We start from the raw sequence: 15,538 nt of genomic DNA, 5'->3' as shown, positions 1-15,538 counted from the left end.
ACGCCCGGCGTCCGGTTCGGCGGCGACTGGGAGCGGGCACAGTTGGGAGCGGGCACAGTGTGGCGCCGGGAGCCTTGACGCCGTCCCCGCAAGATCGGACGCTTTGGGCCCGGATGATCGCCAGAAGGGTCCGTTCCGATGTCGCGAAGGCTCATCGCGCTGCTCTGCATCCTGCTGTTGTCCGCTTCGGTCGTGTCGCCCGCGCACGCGGACGGCCGCCGCGACCGGCCGCGTCCCGTGGTGTTCGTGCACGGGTTCAGCGGCTCCGCCGGCCAGTTCGAGACCCAGGCGCGGCGCCTGGCCTCCAACGGATACCCGGACCGGTACATCGAAGCCCACGAGTACGACTCGACGTTCACCGTGACCACCGTGGAACAGGTCTTCGCGTCCCTGGACGACCGCATCGCGCGGCTCCTCGACGAGACCCGCGCAGACCAGGTGGACCTGCTCGCCCACTCACTCGGCACCTCCCTCATGCAGAGCTACCTGCGAAGCTCGGCGGAGCGGGCGGCGAACGTCGCGCACTACGTCAACCTCGATGGTGCGACCTCGGACAGCCTGCCGGGCGGGGTCCCGACGCTGGCCGTGTGGGGCGAGGGATCGACCGACCGCCGGGTCGAGGGCGCCGAGAACGTGTACTTCTCCGGGCAGGCGCACACCCAGGTCGTGACGTCGCCGGAGACGTTCTCGACGGTCTACGAGTTCCTCAACGGGCGGGCGCCGCGCACGACGTGGATCGTCCCGGAGCGGCACATCTCCCTGTCGGGGCGCGCGGTGCTGTTCCCGTCCAATGTCGGCGCGGCGGGGACCCGGCTGGAGATCTACCGGGTGAACCCGCTGACGGGTAAGCGCCTGTCCCGCCGGCCGCTGGCCGCCTACGAGCTCGGCGGGGACGGGGCATGGGGGCCGTTCAAGGCTCGCGGCAACGCCCACTACGAGTTCGCGGTCGTGTGGAACGAGGAGTCCGTCCACCATCTGTACTTCCAGCCGTTCCTCCGCAGCGACCGGCTCGTCCGGCTGCTGACCAGCCGTCCCGGCGAGGGCCTGTCCGGGCTCGTGGAGACCGGCGACCGGCACTCCGCCCTCACCATCAGCAGGAACAAGGAATGGTGGGGCGACCAGGGCGGGGACGGCGACTCGCTGCGCGTCAACGGGCGCGAGATCCTGAACGCCGCCAACGCCCCGCGCACCAAGCGCGCCATCGGGATCTTCGCCTACGACGCGGGCGTCGACGGCGTCACCGACCTGACCGAGCCCATCCCGGCGTTCTTCTCCACGCCGTTCATCACCGGGATGGACGTCTACGTTCCGGCCGGGCGGCGTCCCACCTCGATCGTCGCCCGGCCTCGCGGTGGCCAGGGCCGCATCGACGCGCTCGCCGTCCCGAGCTGGACCTCCAGCGAGCACCGCATCTCCGTCCAGCTCAACGACCACCCGAACTGATCCCGTCGGGGAGGTTCGCGCCGCTCTCGCGCCGGAGGCCGGGGCCGGGTTCGCCGGCAGGGGATGTAGCTTACGGAGATCACGGCCGCGATCGTCCGGGGCGGGGACGCCCGCGGTGTCCGCATCGACCGGCTCTCCGAACGCGGCCGCCGGACGTTCCGGGCGCCCACCCGAGGCGCCGGACGAACGGCGGTCGAGGCTGGGCGCTTCTGGACGCCGAGAGCGGGCGGATCGCGAGCGCCAAGAGCCCCCGGCTCTGGCGCGCCCTCCTGACGATGGCGGCGGTGGCCGACGGCCACGCGATCCGGATCGTCCTGCCGGACGGCCGGACGGTGCGCGGCGGCGACCCCGGCGCCGACGCCGAGCTGTCCGCGGCGATCGGCCGCCGGGTCACGCTCACCGATACCCGTCCCGACGGTGCCACGCTGGCCCGCGCCGTCCCCGACCAGGTCCTCGCGGCCGGGGTCGCCGCCGAGGTGGAGGACGAGGAGGTCGTCCTCGGGCAGGGCTCGCCACCCGGCACCTTCGTCGACTTCGCGCCCGTCCACCTGGTCGGCACGGCGACGCTGGACAGGATCGCCGAGGCGGGGGGAACGCGGCGTCATGGAGGCCGCGCGGTACCGGCCCAACATCGTGCTCGACACCGGCGGCCCGGGTTTCGGTGAGAACGACTGGGTCGGCCGCGACCTGGTGGTCGGCGAGGCCGTCCTGCGGGTCATGGCGCCGACGCCGCGCTGCTCGGTTCCGACGCTGGAGCACGGCGCGTTGCCCCGCGACACCGGCGCGTTGCGGGTCCCCGCCCGGCTGAACCTCGTCGAGCCGCTGCCCGGGCTCGGGCCGCGTCCGTGCGCCGGCGTCTACGCCCAGGTGGTGACGCCGGGGCGGGTGGACGTGGGGGACCCGTTCCGCCTCCTGTGAACCCGCGGCGGAACGGCGAGATCGCGACTCCTTCTTCCGGGTGCCGCGGCTGCTCGCGACCGTGCTCATGCCTGTGGACTCACCGGTCCCGGCGCAGAACGACACTCCGGCCTCCGAAACGCCGGACCCGTAGAGGTGTCAGGCGTCGCGGCGGTTCAGGGCGGTGTGGGCGGCGACGAGTGCGGCCACCGCCCAGGCGGCGAACACCAGCAATCCGACCGCCGGTGGGTAGGCGTCGGATTCGCCGCGCATGAACGTCGCCCCGGCGACGGCGGGCATGTAGTCCGCGACGCGTTCGAACGCGGTGATGTTGCTCGCCTGGAGGCTGGCGGGCACGACCATGATGACGAGGAAGAGGACGATCAGCGTGCTCACGGCGCTGCGCAGCAGGGCGGCGACGCCCACGGAGAAGACGCTGATCAGGGTCATGTAGGCGCCGACGGCGAGGACGTCGCCGAGCCAGGCGGCGGGCTTGAGTTCGCCCCAGTGGCCGAGCAGCGGCAGCGCGCCCAGCGATCCGGCCACCGCGAGGACGATCCCGGTCACGCCGCCGATGACGGCCACGACCAGGGTCTTGGCCGCCAGCATCTCGCCTCTGCGCGGGATCCACTGGAGCGTCGCGCGGATCGTCCCGGTGGAGTACTCGCTGGTGACCAGCACCATCGCCAGCCCGATCAGCACGAACTGGACGAGGTCCACCGCGCCGATCGCGATCGTCCCGATCCCGATGACGCCGCTGTCGTCCGCCGGGTCGTCGTTCTCGTTGGAGTTGACGGTGAAGATGGCGAGCTGGAGGCAGGCCAGCCCCATCAGGACGGCGGCCCCGAAGAGAGTCCACCAGGTGCTGCGGACGGTCCACGCCTTCGTCCACTCGGCGGCCACCGCGCCCGGGAGACGGCCCCCGGCCGGGGGTCCCAGCGGGCGGCCTCCGGTCGCGGTGCGGGGCGTGCGGTCCTCGGTGGCTGCGGTCATCGGGCCTCTCCTTGGGACACGGACGCCGTGAACTCGACGCTCCCAGCGGTCAGTTCCATGTAGGCCTGCTCAAGCGTGGCGTCCTGCGGGCTGAGTTCGTGCAGGAGGAGCCCTAGGCGGTGGGCCAGCTCGCCCACGGCTTCGACGGTCGTGCCCGAGAGCAGCAGCTCCCCGGGCGAGACCGTCTCGGCCCGGACGCCGTGCCGCTCCAGTTGGGCGACCAGTTCCCGCAGGCCCTCGGCGTGGGGGCCGCGCACCTTGACGCGGTGCCGGGAGCTTCCGGCGAGGATCTCGGCGATCGGCGCGTCGGCGATGAGCCTGCCCTTCCCGATGACCACGAGGCGGTCGGCGGTCATCTCCATCTCGCTCATGAGATGGCTGGACACGAAGACGGTCCGGCCCTCCGCGGCCAGGGAGCGCATCAGCTCGCGCACCCAGCGGACGCCGTCCGGGTCCAGGCCGTTCACCGGCTCGTCGAACATCAGGACCGGCGGGTCGCCGAGGAGCGCGCCGGCGATGCCGAGCCGCTGGCCCATCCCCAGCGAGTACGTTCCGGCCCGCTTGCCCGCGACGTCCGCCAGCCCGACCAGGCCCAGCACCTCGTCCACGCGCCGGCGGGGGATCCCGTTGCTGCGCGCCATCGCGAGCAGATGGCTCCGGGCGCCGCGGCCGGGGTGCAGGGACTTGGCCTCCAGCACGGCCCCGGCCTCGCGCAGCGGGTGCCGGAACTCCGCGTACCGGCGGCCGGAGACCAGCGCCGCGCCCGCGGTCGGCTCGTCCAGGCCGAGGATCATCCGCATGGTCGTGGACTTCCCCGCTCCGTTCGGCCCGAGGAAACCGGTCACCAGGCCCGGTTCGATCTTCAAGGACAGGTCCGCCACGGCGGTCGTCCCGCCGTAGCGTTTGGTCAGCCCGGAAAGGGTGATCATGCGCGCTCCCAGTCGTCGTCTACCGGCAACCTAGGAAGCGGCGGGCGGTGCGCGCAGTGCCCGATCGCCACCCGGCGCACCCGACGAAAGTCAGGTGCGCCGGGCGGACCGGGGTGGTCAGGCCAGGTGGGCGGCCGTGACCGAGACGTCGACCTCGCCCGCCGGCTCGACGCCCATGGCGGCGGCCAGCTTGCGGAGGACCCTGGCCTCGTCCGGGCGGGTGCGCCGCTCCAGGGTGCGGGCCAGCGCCTCGTAGGCCCAGCCGTTGGACGGGTCCAGGTCGACGAGCCGGCGGAAGGCCTCCTCGGCGCGGCCGAGCTGGGCGCTGTGGAAGTAGGCCCGGCCGAGCAGCTCGACGGCCGCCCGGTTCTCGCCGTGCTCCGCCACGATCGGGGCCAGGATGCGCGCCGCCCCGATGTAGTCCTTGGAGTCGAAGAACAGGGTCGCCCGCTGGAACTCCTCGTACACGGTCATCGTGTGACCCCCTCTTCGTCGATTCACCCGCAGGAACCGCGGCGGCGGCCTGGTTGTTCCTGGCATGTGAACTGGGGGTTCGCTTTGACCATGAACGAACTTAGGTTTACCTTCCCTGCAATGGGGACTCTGCCTGAAATGCGCGTGGTGGCCAGCGAAGCCGAACTCCGCGAGATCGTGCAGGAGCCCGGCCGGTTCGTCATCGACAAGGACATCGGCCGGATCGACGAGCACGCCCGCACGATCATCGCCCACTCGCCGCTTCTGCTGCTGGCGACGTCGGATTCGGACGGCACCTGCGACGTCTCCCCTCGTGGCGACCCCGCCGGGTCGGTGCTGGTCCTGGACGACCACACGCTCGTGCTCGCCGACCGTCCCGGCAACCGGCGGACCGACAGTTTCCGCAACCTCCTGCGCAACCCCCGCGCCGGGCTCCTGTTCCTGGTGCCGGGGATGAACGAGACCCTGCGCGTCAACGGCCGCGCGACGCTCGTGTCGGACGCGCCGTTCTTCGACGACCTGGAGGTCCGGGGCAAGCGCCCGCACCTCGCGGTCGTCATCCAGGTCGAAGAGCTGTACATGCACTGCTCGAAGGCGTTCCTGCGCTCGTCGCTCTGGAAGCCCGAGACCTGGCCGGACCGCACGTCCCTGCCGACGCTCGGCCAGATCACGAAGGACCAGATCGGCATCAAGGAGGTCACGGCGGACGTGATCGACGCCGACCTCGCCCTGGACGCCGAGAACAACCGGTACTGACTCAGCCGGGCTCCGCATCTCCGCGCTCGCCGAGCCAGTAGGCCAGGCGCCCGCGGCGGCCCACCGCGCGCAGGCGTCGCTCGGCCGTCTCCCGGACGGCCTCGGTGGCCACGATGAGGATCTCGTCCTCCTCGGCCAGGACGGTGGTGGGCCCCGGCACCAGGGCCGCCCCGTCGCGGATGATCAGGCTGACGACCGCGGCGGAGGGCAGGCGCAGCTCGGCGATCTCGACCCCGTGCAGGCGGGAGCCGCGCGGGATCGTCAGCGTGAGCAGCTCGGCGCCGAGCACGTCCAGCGGGGCGGCCTCGACGTTCACCTCGCGGGCCTGGCCCGGCTGGGTCACGCGGAGCAGCCGCGCCGCCCCGGGCAGGCTCGGTCCCTGGATCAGCGTGAACACCACGACCAGCACGAACACGATGTGCAGCAGCTCCAGCGCGCCGTCCACCCCGGAGACGATGGGGAAGGTGGCCAGCACGATCGGCACGGCGCCGCGCAGCCCCGCCCAGGAGAGGAACGCCTGCTCGCGCCACGGGACGCGGAACGCCGGAAGGCACACCAGCACCGAGATCGGCCGCGCGACCAGCAGCAGGACGAGCCCCACCACGATGGCCGTCACGATCGCCTCCGGAAGCTCGCTGGGGGAGACCAGCAGGCCGAGCATCACGAACAGGCCGATCTGGGCCAGCCAGCCGGCGCCCTCGGCGAACGACCGGGTCGCGGCGCGGTGCGGCAGCCGGGAGTTGCCCAGCACCAGCCCGCACAGGTAGGCGGCGATGATGCCGCTGGCGCCCGCCGTCCCCGCCGCGGCGAACGCGATGACGCCGAAGCCGACGGTGGCCAGCGGGTAGAGGCCGGTGGCGGGCAGCGCGATGCGCCGCAGCGCGGCGACGCCGAGGCGCCCGGTGATCAGGCCCATGGCCGCGCCGGCGGCCAGCTGGTAGACCAGGTTGCCCGCGACGTATCCGGGGCCGGGGAGGTCGCCGGCGGTGCTGAACACCAGCACCAGGATGATGGTGGGGGCGTCGTTGAGGCCCGACTCGGCCTCCAGCAGGCCCCGGACCTTGGACGGCAGCGGCAGCGACCGCAGGACGGCGAACGTCGCCGCGGCGTCGGTGGACGACACGATCGCGCCGAGCAGCAGCGCCAGGCGCCACTCCATCCCCAGCAGCAGGTGCGCGCCGGTCGCGGTGAGGAGCATCGAGACGGCGACGCCCGCGGTGGCCAGCACCCCGGCGGGCGCCAGCAGCCGCCGCATGTCGGCCCATGACGTGGACAGCCCGCCTTCGATGAGGATGAGGCCGAGCGCGCCGGTGCCCAAAGCCTGGGCGAGCTGGGCGTCGTCGAAGTTCAGGCCCAGCCCGCCCTCTCCGAGGATGAGGCCGAGGGCCAGGAAGAACAGCAGGCTGGGCAGCCCCGCACCGTGCGCGACGCGGGCCGCGGTGATGCCCGCCAGCAGGACGGAGCCGCCGACCAGCAGCACCATGTAGAGCTGCTGCAAGGTCATCCGCGCCATCCCCTGCCGTCGCCGTTGGCCGTCATCGCGTTTTTATCAGCGTGAAAGGTGTGTCTTCCGGCTGGGGGGAACCACCTACCGGTGATCCGGTGGAGTGGGTCATCGGTGACTACCGACTGTAATGGAGCCGACCGCCATGGCCGAGGACGTGCGCTTGGGCAGGGTGACCACCCAGATCCCCGCGCGCATGGACCGGCTGCCCTGGTCGCGGTTCCACTGGATGATCGTCATCGGGCTGGGGACGGTCTGGATCCTCGACGGGCTCGAGGTGACGATCGTCGGGTCCGTCGCGGCGCGCCTCACCGAAGAGGGCAGCGGCGTCGCCATGACCCCGGCCCACATCGGGTACGCGGCGGCGATCTACGTCGCGGGCGCGTGCTCCGGCGCGCTGCTGTTCGGTCAGCTCACCGACCGGTTCGGCCGCAAGAGGCTCTTCATCATCACGCTGGTCGTCTACGTCCTCGCGACCGTCGCCACCGCGTTCGCGTTCGCGCCCTGGTACTTCTTCCTGTGCCGGTTCGTCACCGGGATGGGCATCGGCGGCGAGTACGCGGCCGTCAACTCGGCGATCGACGAGCTGATCCCGGCCCGCGCCCGCGGCCGGGTGGACATCATCATCAACGGAAGCTACTGGCTGGGGGCCGCGCTCGGCGCCCTCGCCGCCGTGTTCTTCCTGAACACGAACTTCTTCGCCATGGACGTCGGGTGGCGCGTGGCGTTCGGGGTGGGCGGCGTCCTCGGCTTCGTGATCATGTTCGTCCGGCGGCACGTCCCGGAGAGCCCGCGCTGGATGTTCATCCACGGACGCGAGGGGCAGGCCGAACGGCTCGTCGACGGGATCGAACGCGAGGTCCGCGAGGAGACCCGCCAGGAGCTGGACGAGCCGGGCGAGAGCATCACGGTCCGGCAGCGCAAGACGATCCCCTTCCGGGAGATCGCCAAGGTCGCGTTCAAGCTCTATCCGCGGCGGGCGGTGCTCGGGTTCGCGCTGTTCGTGGGTCAGGCGTTCCTGTACAACGCGGTGACGTTCGACCTCGGCACGATCCTGAGCACGCTGTTCGACGTGGCCTCCGGGACGGTGCCGTACTTCTTCGCCCTGTTCGCGCTCGGCAACTTCCTGGGGCCGCTGCTGCTCGGACGGCTGTTCGACACGGTCGGCCGCAAGCCGATGATCTGCGGGACGTTCTTCATCTCGTCGGCCCTCACCATGGTGCTCGGCCTCCTCCTGGTCGGCGACGGGCTGAACACGTGGACGTTCATGGCGATGATCGGCGTGACGTTCTTCTTCGCCTCGGCGGGCGCGAGCTCGGCCTACCTGACGGTCAGCGAGATCTTCCCCATGGAGACCCGGGCGCTGGCCATCGCGTTCTTCTACGCGATCGGCACGGCCGCCGGCGGCATCACGGGCCCGCTCCTGTTCGGCAGGCTGATCGACACCGGCGAGGGGAGCCTGGTCGCGATCGGGTTCTTCATCGGCGCCGTGGTCATGGCGCTGGGCGGCGTCGCCGAGCTGTTCTTCGGCGTCCGCGCCGAGAAGGCCTCGCTGGAGAGCATCGCCCAGCCGCTCACCGTGGAGGAGGCCGAGGAGGAGGAGAAGGAGAGCGAGGAGCCCGTCCCGTCCGAGAAGGCGCGCAGGCAGGAGGCGCGGCCGGAGCGCCGTCGCGCGCTGGAGGCGCGGCACCAGGCCGAGGAGCAGCGGGCGCGTGCGGCCGAGCACCGCGCCGCCGTCCACGAGTTGAAGCCGCGCGCCGACGAGGGTGATCGCGGCGCCGCCGAACGGCTGCGGGTGGAGGAGGTCCTCGCGCAGACCGCCGAATGGGACGCCGAGCGCCTCACCGAGGAGGCCGCCGCCCACGACGAGCGGGTCGACGCCGAGGACGCCCGGACCGACGCCGAACGCCGCGGCGCGCTGGAACGCGCCGCGGCGGCGGACGAGCGCGCCGCCTCGCTGCGGGAGCGGATGGCGGCGCTGTCCGCCGAGAGCCGGCGGGACGCGGAGTCCCACGCGGCCCTCGCCGAGGCCGCGGCGGAGCGCGCCCGGGCCCGCGAGCAGCAGTCGATGGCGGCGGAGACCCGGGGCCGGGCGGGCGGCCTCCAGGGGATCGAGGCGCAGATCGCCCGCAACCAGGCCGAGACCTTCGACGAGTGGGAGAAGATGCACGACGAGCTGGCGCTCGCGCACGTGGCCCGCGCCGAGCGGGACGAGGACGCCGCCGCCCGGCACGACCGGGAGGCCGACGTCCACCGGCTGCGCGCCGAGTCCGCCGCCGACCGGATGGAGGCCGCGCAGCACCGCTCCGCCGCCGAGTCCCTCGCCGCGCAGGCGGGCACGGCCGAGCAGGCGCGGCGCGAGCGCGACGCGGCGGCGGAACGGCAGCGGGAGGCCCGGGAGCGCGACGAGCGTATCCGGGAGCGCGTCCTGCGCCGCGAGCGCCGGGAGCGCACGGGGCTGCGCCGCCTGCTCCCCGGCCCCGGCAGGACCTTCTACTCACCGGGGATGATGGGGACGGCGAGCCGCTGGTCGCCCGACACCGGCGTCGTCCTGGACCGCGAGATCAACGCCATCTCGCAGGCCCTCTACGAGCACGGGGCGATCAGCCGCGCCGAGCTGGCCGACCTGGTCGGCGCCCGCTACTGGGGGCCCGGCCGGTTCCGTGCCGCGCTGCGCGAGGCCGTCCACGAGGGACGGGCCGTGCCCCAGGCGCGCAACCGGTACGCTCCGCCGCCCAGGCCCACCGACGCGAACTCGGACTGACCCATGATGCGCTGCCTGCTCCTCGGACATGACCACCGCTTCACCGCCGAGGGCGAGACCATGCGCTGGCACTGCGCCCGCGGGTGCGGGACCGGCGGCGAGAAGGTCTACCCGACCGCGTCCGACGCCCGGCGCTACGCCCGGGCCTTCGACCGCAAGGACACCGAGGACGCGGGCAAGCGCGCCCCCCTCATCGGCCTGTTCCCCCTGCGCCTGCTCCGCGCCATGCGCGGCCGCCGAGACGCCTAGCGACGGGCTCCCGCTCGACCCGGGCTCGCCGCGGTGCTACTTTCGGAACATGTTCGAAAAGTTGAGAACGGAGGCCGTCCGGCCAGGGCTCACGCTCGCCGCGGTCGCCGTCGTGCAGTTCATGGTGTCGCTGGACCTCTCGGTCGTGAACGTCGGACTCCCCGAGATCGCCGCCGGGCTCGGCTTCGGCACGGCGGGTCTGACCTGGGTGATCCACGCCTACGCCCTCACCTTCGGGGGGCTGCTCCTGCTGGGCGGCAAGGCCGCCGACCGGTACGGCCGCAAGCGGGTCCTGCTGCTCGGGCTCGGCCTGTTCGGCTTCGCCTCCCTCGCCGGGGGCCTCGCCCAGGAACCGGGCCATCTGGTCGCCGCCCGTGCCGCGCAGGGCATCGGGGCCGCGGCGCTGGCGCCGGCCGCGCTGTCGCTGCTGGCCGCGACGTTCCCGTCCGGGAAGGAACGCGTCCGGGCCTTCGGCGTCTGGAGCGCGATGAACGCCGCCGGCGGCGCCCTCGGCGTCCTGATCGGCGGCCTGCTCACCGAGTACGCGGGCTGGCGCTGGGTGATGTTCGTGAACGTGCCGATGGTCGCGTGCGCGCTGGCCATGGCGTGGCGGGGCATCGCGGCCGGGCCGCCTCCCGTCCGCGGCGGCCGTCCGGACGTGGCCGGCGCCGTGCTGGCCACCGCGGGCATGACCCTGCTGGTGTTCGGCGTCATCCGCACCGACCAGTACGCGTGGACCTCCCCGGTCACCCTGGCGAGCCTGGCGGCGGCGGCCGCCCTGCTGGCCGCGTTCGTCCAGGTCGAGCGGACCACCACCCGCGAACCGCTGGTCCGGCTCGGCCTCCTGGCCAACCGCTCGGTCGTCGGCGCGAACGCGTTCATCCTCCTGGTCGGCGCGGCCATGGCGTCGGCCTTCTACTTCGTGTCCCTCTACCTCCAGCGGGTCCTGGAGAACGGGCCGGCGCTGACCGGCGTCATGTTCCTGCCGTTCGCCCTCGGGGTGGTCGCCGGGTCCGTGCTCGCGATCAGGCTCGGCTACCGGCTCGCGCCCCGGACCCTCCTGATCACCGGCGGGTTCCTGACCGCGGCCGGGTTCGCCTGGTTCGGCCTGATAAGCCCCGACGGCGCCTTCCTCACGGACGTGCTCGGCCCCTCGGTCCTCGCCGGCGTCGGCTTCGGCCTCTGCCTCGGACCGGTCACGTCCATCGCGACCTCCGGCGTCGCGCCGGAGGAGACCGGCACCGCCTCGGGCCTGCTCAACAGCGCCCGCCAGATCGGCGCCTCGCTCGGGCTCGCCGCCCTCGGCACCGCCGCCCACCACCGCACCGGCGACGGCGCCGGGCCCGCGGCCCTCAACGACGGCTACGCGCTCGGCCTGACGCTCGGCGCCGCCCTCCTGCTCGCCGCCGCCGTCATCGCCCTCACCATCCTGCGCCGGAGCGGCCCGACGGCGGCCGGCCAGGCCGGCGGCCTCGACGAGCCCGTGCCGGCTACTCCTTCGCGCCCGGCGGCTCGGGCGGGAAGCGAGCGTCGGACCACTCCCTGACGGCCTTGCGGCGCATCGCGATCCCCGCGGCCAGCGCCAGGCCGTTCCCGCAGACCGCCGCCCACGCCGTCACGGTGGCCACGGGACGGCCCCCTCCAGACGCGGTAGAGCAGCGCGTACCAGGCCGTCACGACCAGTACCGTGCCGATGCCGAACGCGAGCGCGCCCGCCGAACTCCGGTCGCGTTCGAGCAGCACCATGACCGTGGTCCATGGCACGGCCAGGTAGGGCACGCCGAGCCAGATGGACGCGGGCCGGCCGGGAGAGTCATGCGACAGGATTCTCGCCGACCGGCCACGTCCCTGCCAGTGGGTCAGAGCGGATACTGCGGCGGTTCGCCGCGCATGGTGATCCAGCGCGTCTCGGTGAACGCCTCGATGTTCGCCGCCGCGCCGCCGAAGCGGGAACCGGTGCCGGATGCCCGCACGCCGCCGAAGGGTGCGTTGGCCTCGTCGTTGACCGTCTGGTCGTTGATGTGGACGATCCCCGTCGGGATCTGCTCGGCCACGGCCAGCCCGCGCATGACGTCCCGGGTCACGATCCCTAGCGAGAGGCCGTACTCGCCGGCGCCGGCCAGCTCGACCGCCTCCGCGACCGACGCCACGCGCGTGACCGGGGCGACCGGGCCGAAGACCTCCTCGGCGAAGGCGGGGGAGGTCAGGGGGACGTCGGCCAGCACCGTCGGCCGGTAGAAGAGCTGCTCGTAGGTCCCGCCGGACGCCAGCGCCGCGCCCTGGTCGACGCTCGCCGTGACCATGCCGTGGATCTTGTCGCGCTGGCCGGCGTCGATGACGGGACCGAGCGCGACCTCCCCGGCGGACGGGTCGCCGACCGGGAGCTTGCCGGCCTTGGCGGCGAGCCGCTCGACGAAGTCGTCGTAGAGGCGGTCGGCGATCAGGTGGCGGCCGGTGGTCATGCAGATCTGGCCCTGGTGGAAGAACGAGCCCCAGGTGGCCAGGTTCACCGCCGCGTCCACGTCGGCGTCGTCCAGCACCAGCATCGCGGAGTTGCCGCCGAGCTCCAGGTGGGCGCGCTTGAGGTGGCGGCCCGCCAGCTCCCCGATGCGGCGGCCGACCGGGGTGGAGCCGGTGAAGGAGATGACCCGGACATTCGGGTCGCTGGTCAGCGCCTCGCCGACGTCCCCGCCGCCGGGCAGCATCTGGAGCACGCCCGGGGGCAGCCCGGCCTCCTCGAACACGCGGGCCATCAGCGTGCCGCCGGTGACCGCGGTGCGCGGGTCGGGCTTGAGGACGACGGCGTTGCCGAGCGCGAGCGCCGGGGCGACCGAGCGGATGCCGAGGATGATCGGCACGTTGAACGGCGAGATCACCGCGACCACGCCGGCCGGCACGCGCCGCGCCATGGACAGCCGCGGCTCCTCCGACGGCAGCACCTCGCCGATCGCCCGGCTCGGCAGGCCGGCCGCCTCGTAGCACTCCTCGGACGCGACGTGCAGGGCGAACCCGGCCATGCCGGGGACCGCCCCGACCTCCCGGACGTTCCAGCCGCTGATCTCCTCGGCGTGCCGCTGCCACAGGTCACCGGCCTTGCGCAGGACGGCGGCGCGGGCGGTGTGCGGCAGGGCGGCCCATTCCCGCTGCGCCGCGGCGGCGCTCGCGGCGGCCTCGGTGACGTCCTCGGGGGTCGGCTTCCCCATCCGGCCGATCTCGCGGCCGGTGGCGGGCTCGACCACCGGGTAGTCGCCGCCGTGCCCGGCGGTCCACTCACCGTTCTTGAAGAGTCTTCCCTGCCAGTCGACGCTGTCCAGCAGTCCCACGGCGGTTCCTCCTTCGTGTCAGTGCTCGGTGCTCCATGCGCGGCTGAGCCGCCTCGGACCCGGCCGCAGGCGTGGCCACGACCGGGGGCGCGAACTCAGCCGGGGGCATCGGGCCTCCGCACGTGATAGCCGATGGGGAACAGGCTAAGCCCCGTCCGGTCCCCGGACACTCGTGTGCCGGGGTCCAGATCATTGGCAAGGCGTTGCCGATTCTGTGGCCAGGAACGGTGGTAGCGCCGGGAGGGCCGGTGAGTATCGGAGGTAGATGTCCACCGGAGGGCGGCCGAAGTTGGGGGAATGGCTGGTCCGGGCCAGGGCGGAGGCGACACCGGTCTACGGGCTCGCGATCACCCTCGGCCTGGGCCTCCCGCTGGTCCTCGGCCTGCTGACCGACCGGATGGACCAGGGGACGCTGGGGGCCATCGGAGCGTTCCTGCTCGCCTTCGGCGGTGGCCGCGGCGGCCCCTACGGGAAGCGCGCCCGGTCCCTGGCCGTCTCTCTCGCGGTCGTCGTCGCCGGCGGTGCGCTCGGCGGGCTGCTCGCGGGCCACCCATGGGCGACCGTCGCCGTTCTCCCGGTCGTGGTCGTCCTGGCGGCCTCGGTCTCGTGGATCGGGCCGCCGGCGGCGTTCGCCGTGCTGCTCACGTCCGTCCGGCCGCCGCCCGGGCACCCGCCGGAGAACATGCTGCTGATGGGCCTCGGCGGGCTCTGGGTCGCCCTGCTCCTGCTGTCGCCCTGGCCGGCCCGGCGGCTCCGGCCGCTGGACGACGCGCTGGGAAGGGCCGCCGGCTCCGTTGCCGAGTTACTCGACTGTGTGGCCGGCGACCTGGAGAGGTCCGCCTGGACGGGGGGCGTCCACTCCGCGGGCACCTGTGACTGGGGGATGTCCCGAAGGCATGTGGACACCGCCTTGGGTGATGCCGCCGCCACCTCCCGCCTCTACCGCGGCGAGGACGGCGCCCAGGAGGATCTCCAACCGCAGCAGATCCTCGACACGTTGCGCCGGATCGTGTGGGAGACCGTCGGACTGCACGCCCAGATCCATGTGCTCGTCGACAGGGGGCCCGCGCCGGACGCATGGCGCTCCGACGCCACCGACGCGATCCGCGGGCTGGCACACGGCGTCCGGTCGCTGTCCACGGCGCTGGCACGGGAAACGGCGGCGCCGGCCCGCCGGACCGTTCCCGAACTCGCACACCACGCACGCGACGGAACAGGTGGCGGGGCCGTCCCGCGACTGATCATCCACTCCGTCGACCGCATCGACAGCGCCCTGGAGTCGGCCCGGGACGAACTCGGTGACGGACTGCGGCCGGCTCCCTCCGTCCACTGGAAGCGGCCGCGGCTGGAACCCGGCGAGACGGCGGCCTCCCTCGTCCGCGAGATCCGGGAGCGATCACCCCGCTTCCGGCACGCCGCGCGCGTCGCCGTGCTGGTCACGGCGGCGATGGCGATCACGGCGGCCTTCCGGCTCCAGCACGGGCAGTGGATGGCGGTGACGGTCCTGGTCAGCCTGCGCGACACCTACGGCAAGACCGTGCCACGGGTCGTGCAGCGGATCATCGGCAACACGGTGGGCAGCATGATCGCGGCCGTCGTGCTGGCCGCCGCACCCGCGCGCCCGCATGTCGTCGCGCTGATGCTGGTGTTCGCGCTCGCGGGATTCACGCTCCGGCCGGTCGGCTACGTCGCGTGGACGATGTGCTCGGCGCCGCTGCTCATGATGCTGATCGATCTCACCGAGGTGTCCCGCTGGTCCGTGGCGTTGGACCGGATCGAACTCGTCGCCGCCGGAGGCGTGATCGCGGCACTGGGCGCCCGCGTGCTCTGGCCCCGGGGGACCGCGCGGCAGGTGCCCGCCAGGACGACCGAGCTGCTCACGGCGATGGCGGCGCTCACCCGCGCGGCCGCCTCGGTGCTCGACGGCAGGCGGTCCGACCTCGACGTCGACGAGATGGCCGCCGCGGGGAAGGCCATCGACGGTGTCGCCGACGCCGGGACCAGGCTGGAGGACGAGCCGGTGCCGGACACCGTCCAGGCCGGGCAGTTGCACACGGCGGTCCGGGCCTCCCTCCGCATCCGCGACCGGCTCATCGCGGTAACGGACCTGGCCTCGGAGAACGCCGGCGAGAACGGCCCGTCCGCCCGCACACTCGACCGCCTGGCCGACGCCCTGGAACGCACCGCCACCCGGCCCGCCCCCGAC

At 73.3% G+C, this 15,538-nt stretch carries 13 protein-coding genes; 8 read left to right on the top strand and 5 right to left on the bottom strand.

All coding sequences use genetic code 11. The features are described from left to right. Positions 1 to 138: 138 nt before the first annotated feature. The 3 genes from E1281_RS08400 (at position 139) to E1281_RS08390 (ending at position 2,361) form a co-directional block, all read left to right on the top strand. Positions 139 to 1,443 carry an alpha/beta hydrolase gene (locus tag E1281_RS08400; protein WP_131876635.1) on the top strand — a complete coding sequence of 435 codons (1,305 nt, stop codon included), beginning with the start codon at positions 139 to 141 and terminating at the stop codon, positions 1,441 to 1,443. 284 nt (positions 1,444 to 1,727) lie between these two features. Next, a complete protein-coding gene (locus E1281_RS08395; protein WP_131876633.1) occupies positions 1,728 to 2,108 on the top strand; it encodes a hypothetical protein in 381 nt (126 codons plus the stop codon). Continuing rightward, positions 2,047 to 2,361: an MOSC domain-containing protein gene (locus E1281_RS08390; RefSeq protein ID WP_131876627.1), complete on the top strand. Its 315-nt coding sequence runs from the start codon at positions 2,047 to 2,049 to the stop codon at positions 2,359 to 2,361. The genes E1281_RS08395 and E1281_RS08390 overlap by 62 nt, the downstream gene beginning before the upstream one ends. 138 nt (positions 2,362 to 2,499) lie before the next feature. Here the strand turns inward: E1281_RS08390 and E1281_RS08385 are convergent, their stop codons facing one another. The 3 genes from E1281_RS08385 to E1281_RS08375 all read right to left on the bottom strand — a co-directional run bounded on the left by E1281_RS08385 (position 2,500) and on the right by E1281_RS08375 (position 4,736). Then, a complete protein-coding gene (locus tag E1281_RS08385; RefSeq protein WP_131876626.1) occupies positions 2,500 to 3,333 on the bottom strand; it encodes an ABC transporter permease in 834 nt (277 codons plus the stop codon). Further along, on the bottom strand, positions 3,330 to 4,262 hold the full coding sequence (locus tag E1281_RS08380; protein ID WP_131876625.1) for an ATP-binding cassette domain-containing protein: 933 nt from the start codon (positions 4,260 to 4,262) through the stop codon (positions 3,330 to 3,332). Before E1281_RS08380 ends, E1281_RS08385 begins: the two co-directional genes overlap by 4 nt. A 117-nt stretch (positions 4,263 to 4,379) precedes the next feature. Continuing rightward, on the bottom strand, positions 4,380 to 4,736 hold the full coding sequence (locus E1281_RS08375; RefSeq protein ID WP_131876623.1) for a tetratricopeptide repeat protein: 357 nt from the start codon (positions 4,734 to 4,736) through the stop codon (positions 4,380 to 4,382). 120 nt (positions 4,737 to 4,856) lie between these two features. Here E1281_RS08375 and E1281_RS08370 point away from each other — a divergent pair, with 120 nt between their 5' ends. Beyond that, entirely contained in the window at positions 4,857 to 5,492 is a 636-nt protein-coding gene (locus tag E1281_RS08370) for a pyridoxamine 5'-phosphate oxidase family protein (protein WP_131876621.1), read from the top strand. Position 5,493: 1 nt separating this feature from the next. On the opposite strand, the gene E1281_RS08365 is transcribed toward E1281_RS08370, so the two are convergent. After that, positions 5,494 to 6,996, bottom strand: coding sequence for a potassium/proton antiporter (locus tag E1281_RS08365; RefSeq protein ID WP_131876619.1), 1,503 nt, complete (start codon positions 6,994 to 6,996; stop codon positions 5,494 to 5,496). A 145-nt stretch (positions 6,997 to 7,141) separates the two neighbouring features. Between E1281_RS08365 and E1281_RS41135 the strand changes: the two genes are divergently transcribed. From E1281_RS41135 to E1281_RS08350, 3 genes are read left to right on the top strand one after another with little or no spacing between them, the layout of a single operon-like run. Next, the gene (locus tag E1281_RS41135) at positions 7,142 to 9,760 is read left to right on the top strand and encodes an MFS transporter (RefSeq protein WP_243716708.1); all 2,619 of its coding nucleotides are present in this window, start codon (positions 7,142 to 7,144) and stop codon (positions 9,758 to 9,760) included. Between the two features lie 3 nt (positions 9,761 to 9,763). Further along, positions 9,764 to 10,009 (top strand): hypothetical protein, encoded by a 246-nt coding sequence (locus tag E1281_RS08355; RefSeq protein ID WP_131876618.1) that lies wholly within the window; start codon positions 9,764 to 9,766, stop codon positions 10,007 to 10,009. Between the two features lie 49 nt (positions 10,010 to 10,058). Next, entirely contained in the window at positions 10,059 to 11,555 is a 1,497-nt protein-coding gene (locus E1281_RS08350) for an MFS transporter (RefSeq protein ID WP_131876616.1), read from the top strand. Between the two features lie 313 nt (positions 11,556 to 11,868). On the opposite strand, the gene E1281_RS08345 is transcribed toward E1281_RS08350, so the two are convergent. Further along, positions 11,869 to 13,323 (bottom strand): benzaldehyde dehydrogenase, encoded by a 1,455-nt coding sequence (locus E1281_RS08345; protein WP_243716710.1) that lies wholly within the window; start codon positions 13,321 to 13,323, stop codon positions 11,869 to 11,871. Positions 13,324 to 13,621: 298 nt separating this feature from the next. Here E1281_RS08345 and E1281_RS08340 point away from each other — a divergent pair. After that, a partial coding sequence (locus E1281_RS08340; protein ID WP_165958829.1) for an FUSC family protein occupies positions 13,622 to 15,538 on the top strand: 1,917 nt, incomplete at its 3' end.

The sequence above is a fragment of the Actinomadura sp. KC345 genome (genome assembly GCF_004348515.1).
Taxonomy (GTDB): domain Bacteria; phylum Actinomycetota; class Actinomycetes; order Streptosporangiales; family Streptosporangiaceae; genus Spirillospora.
Note: the sequence above shows the minus strand (reverse complement) of the source record. Positions and strands in the feature narration are given on the sequence as shown.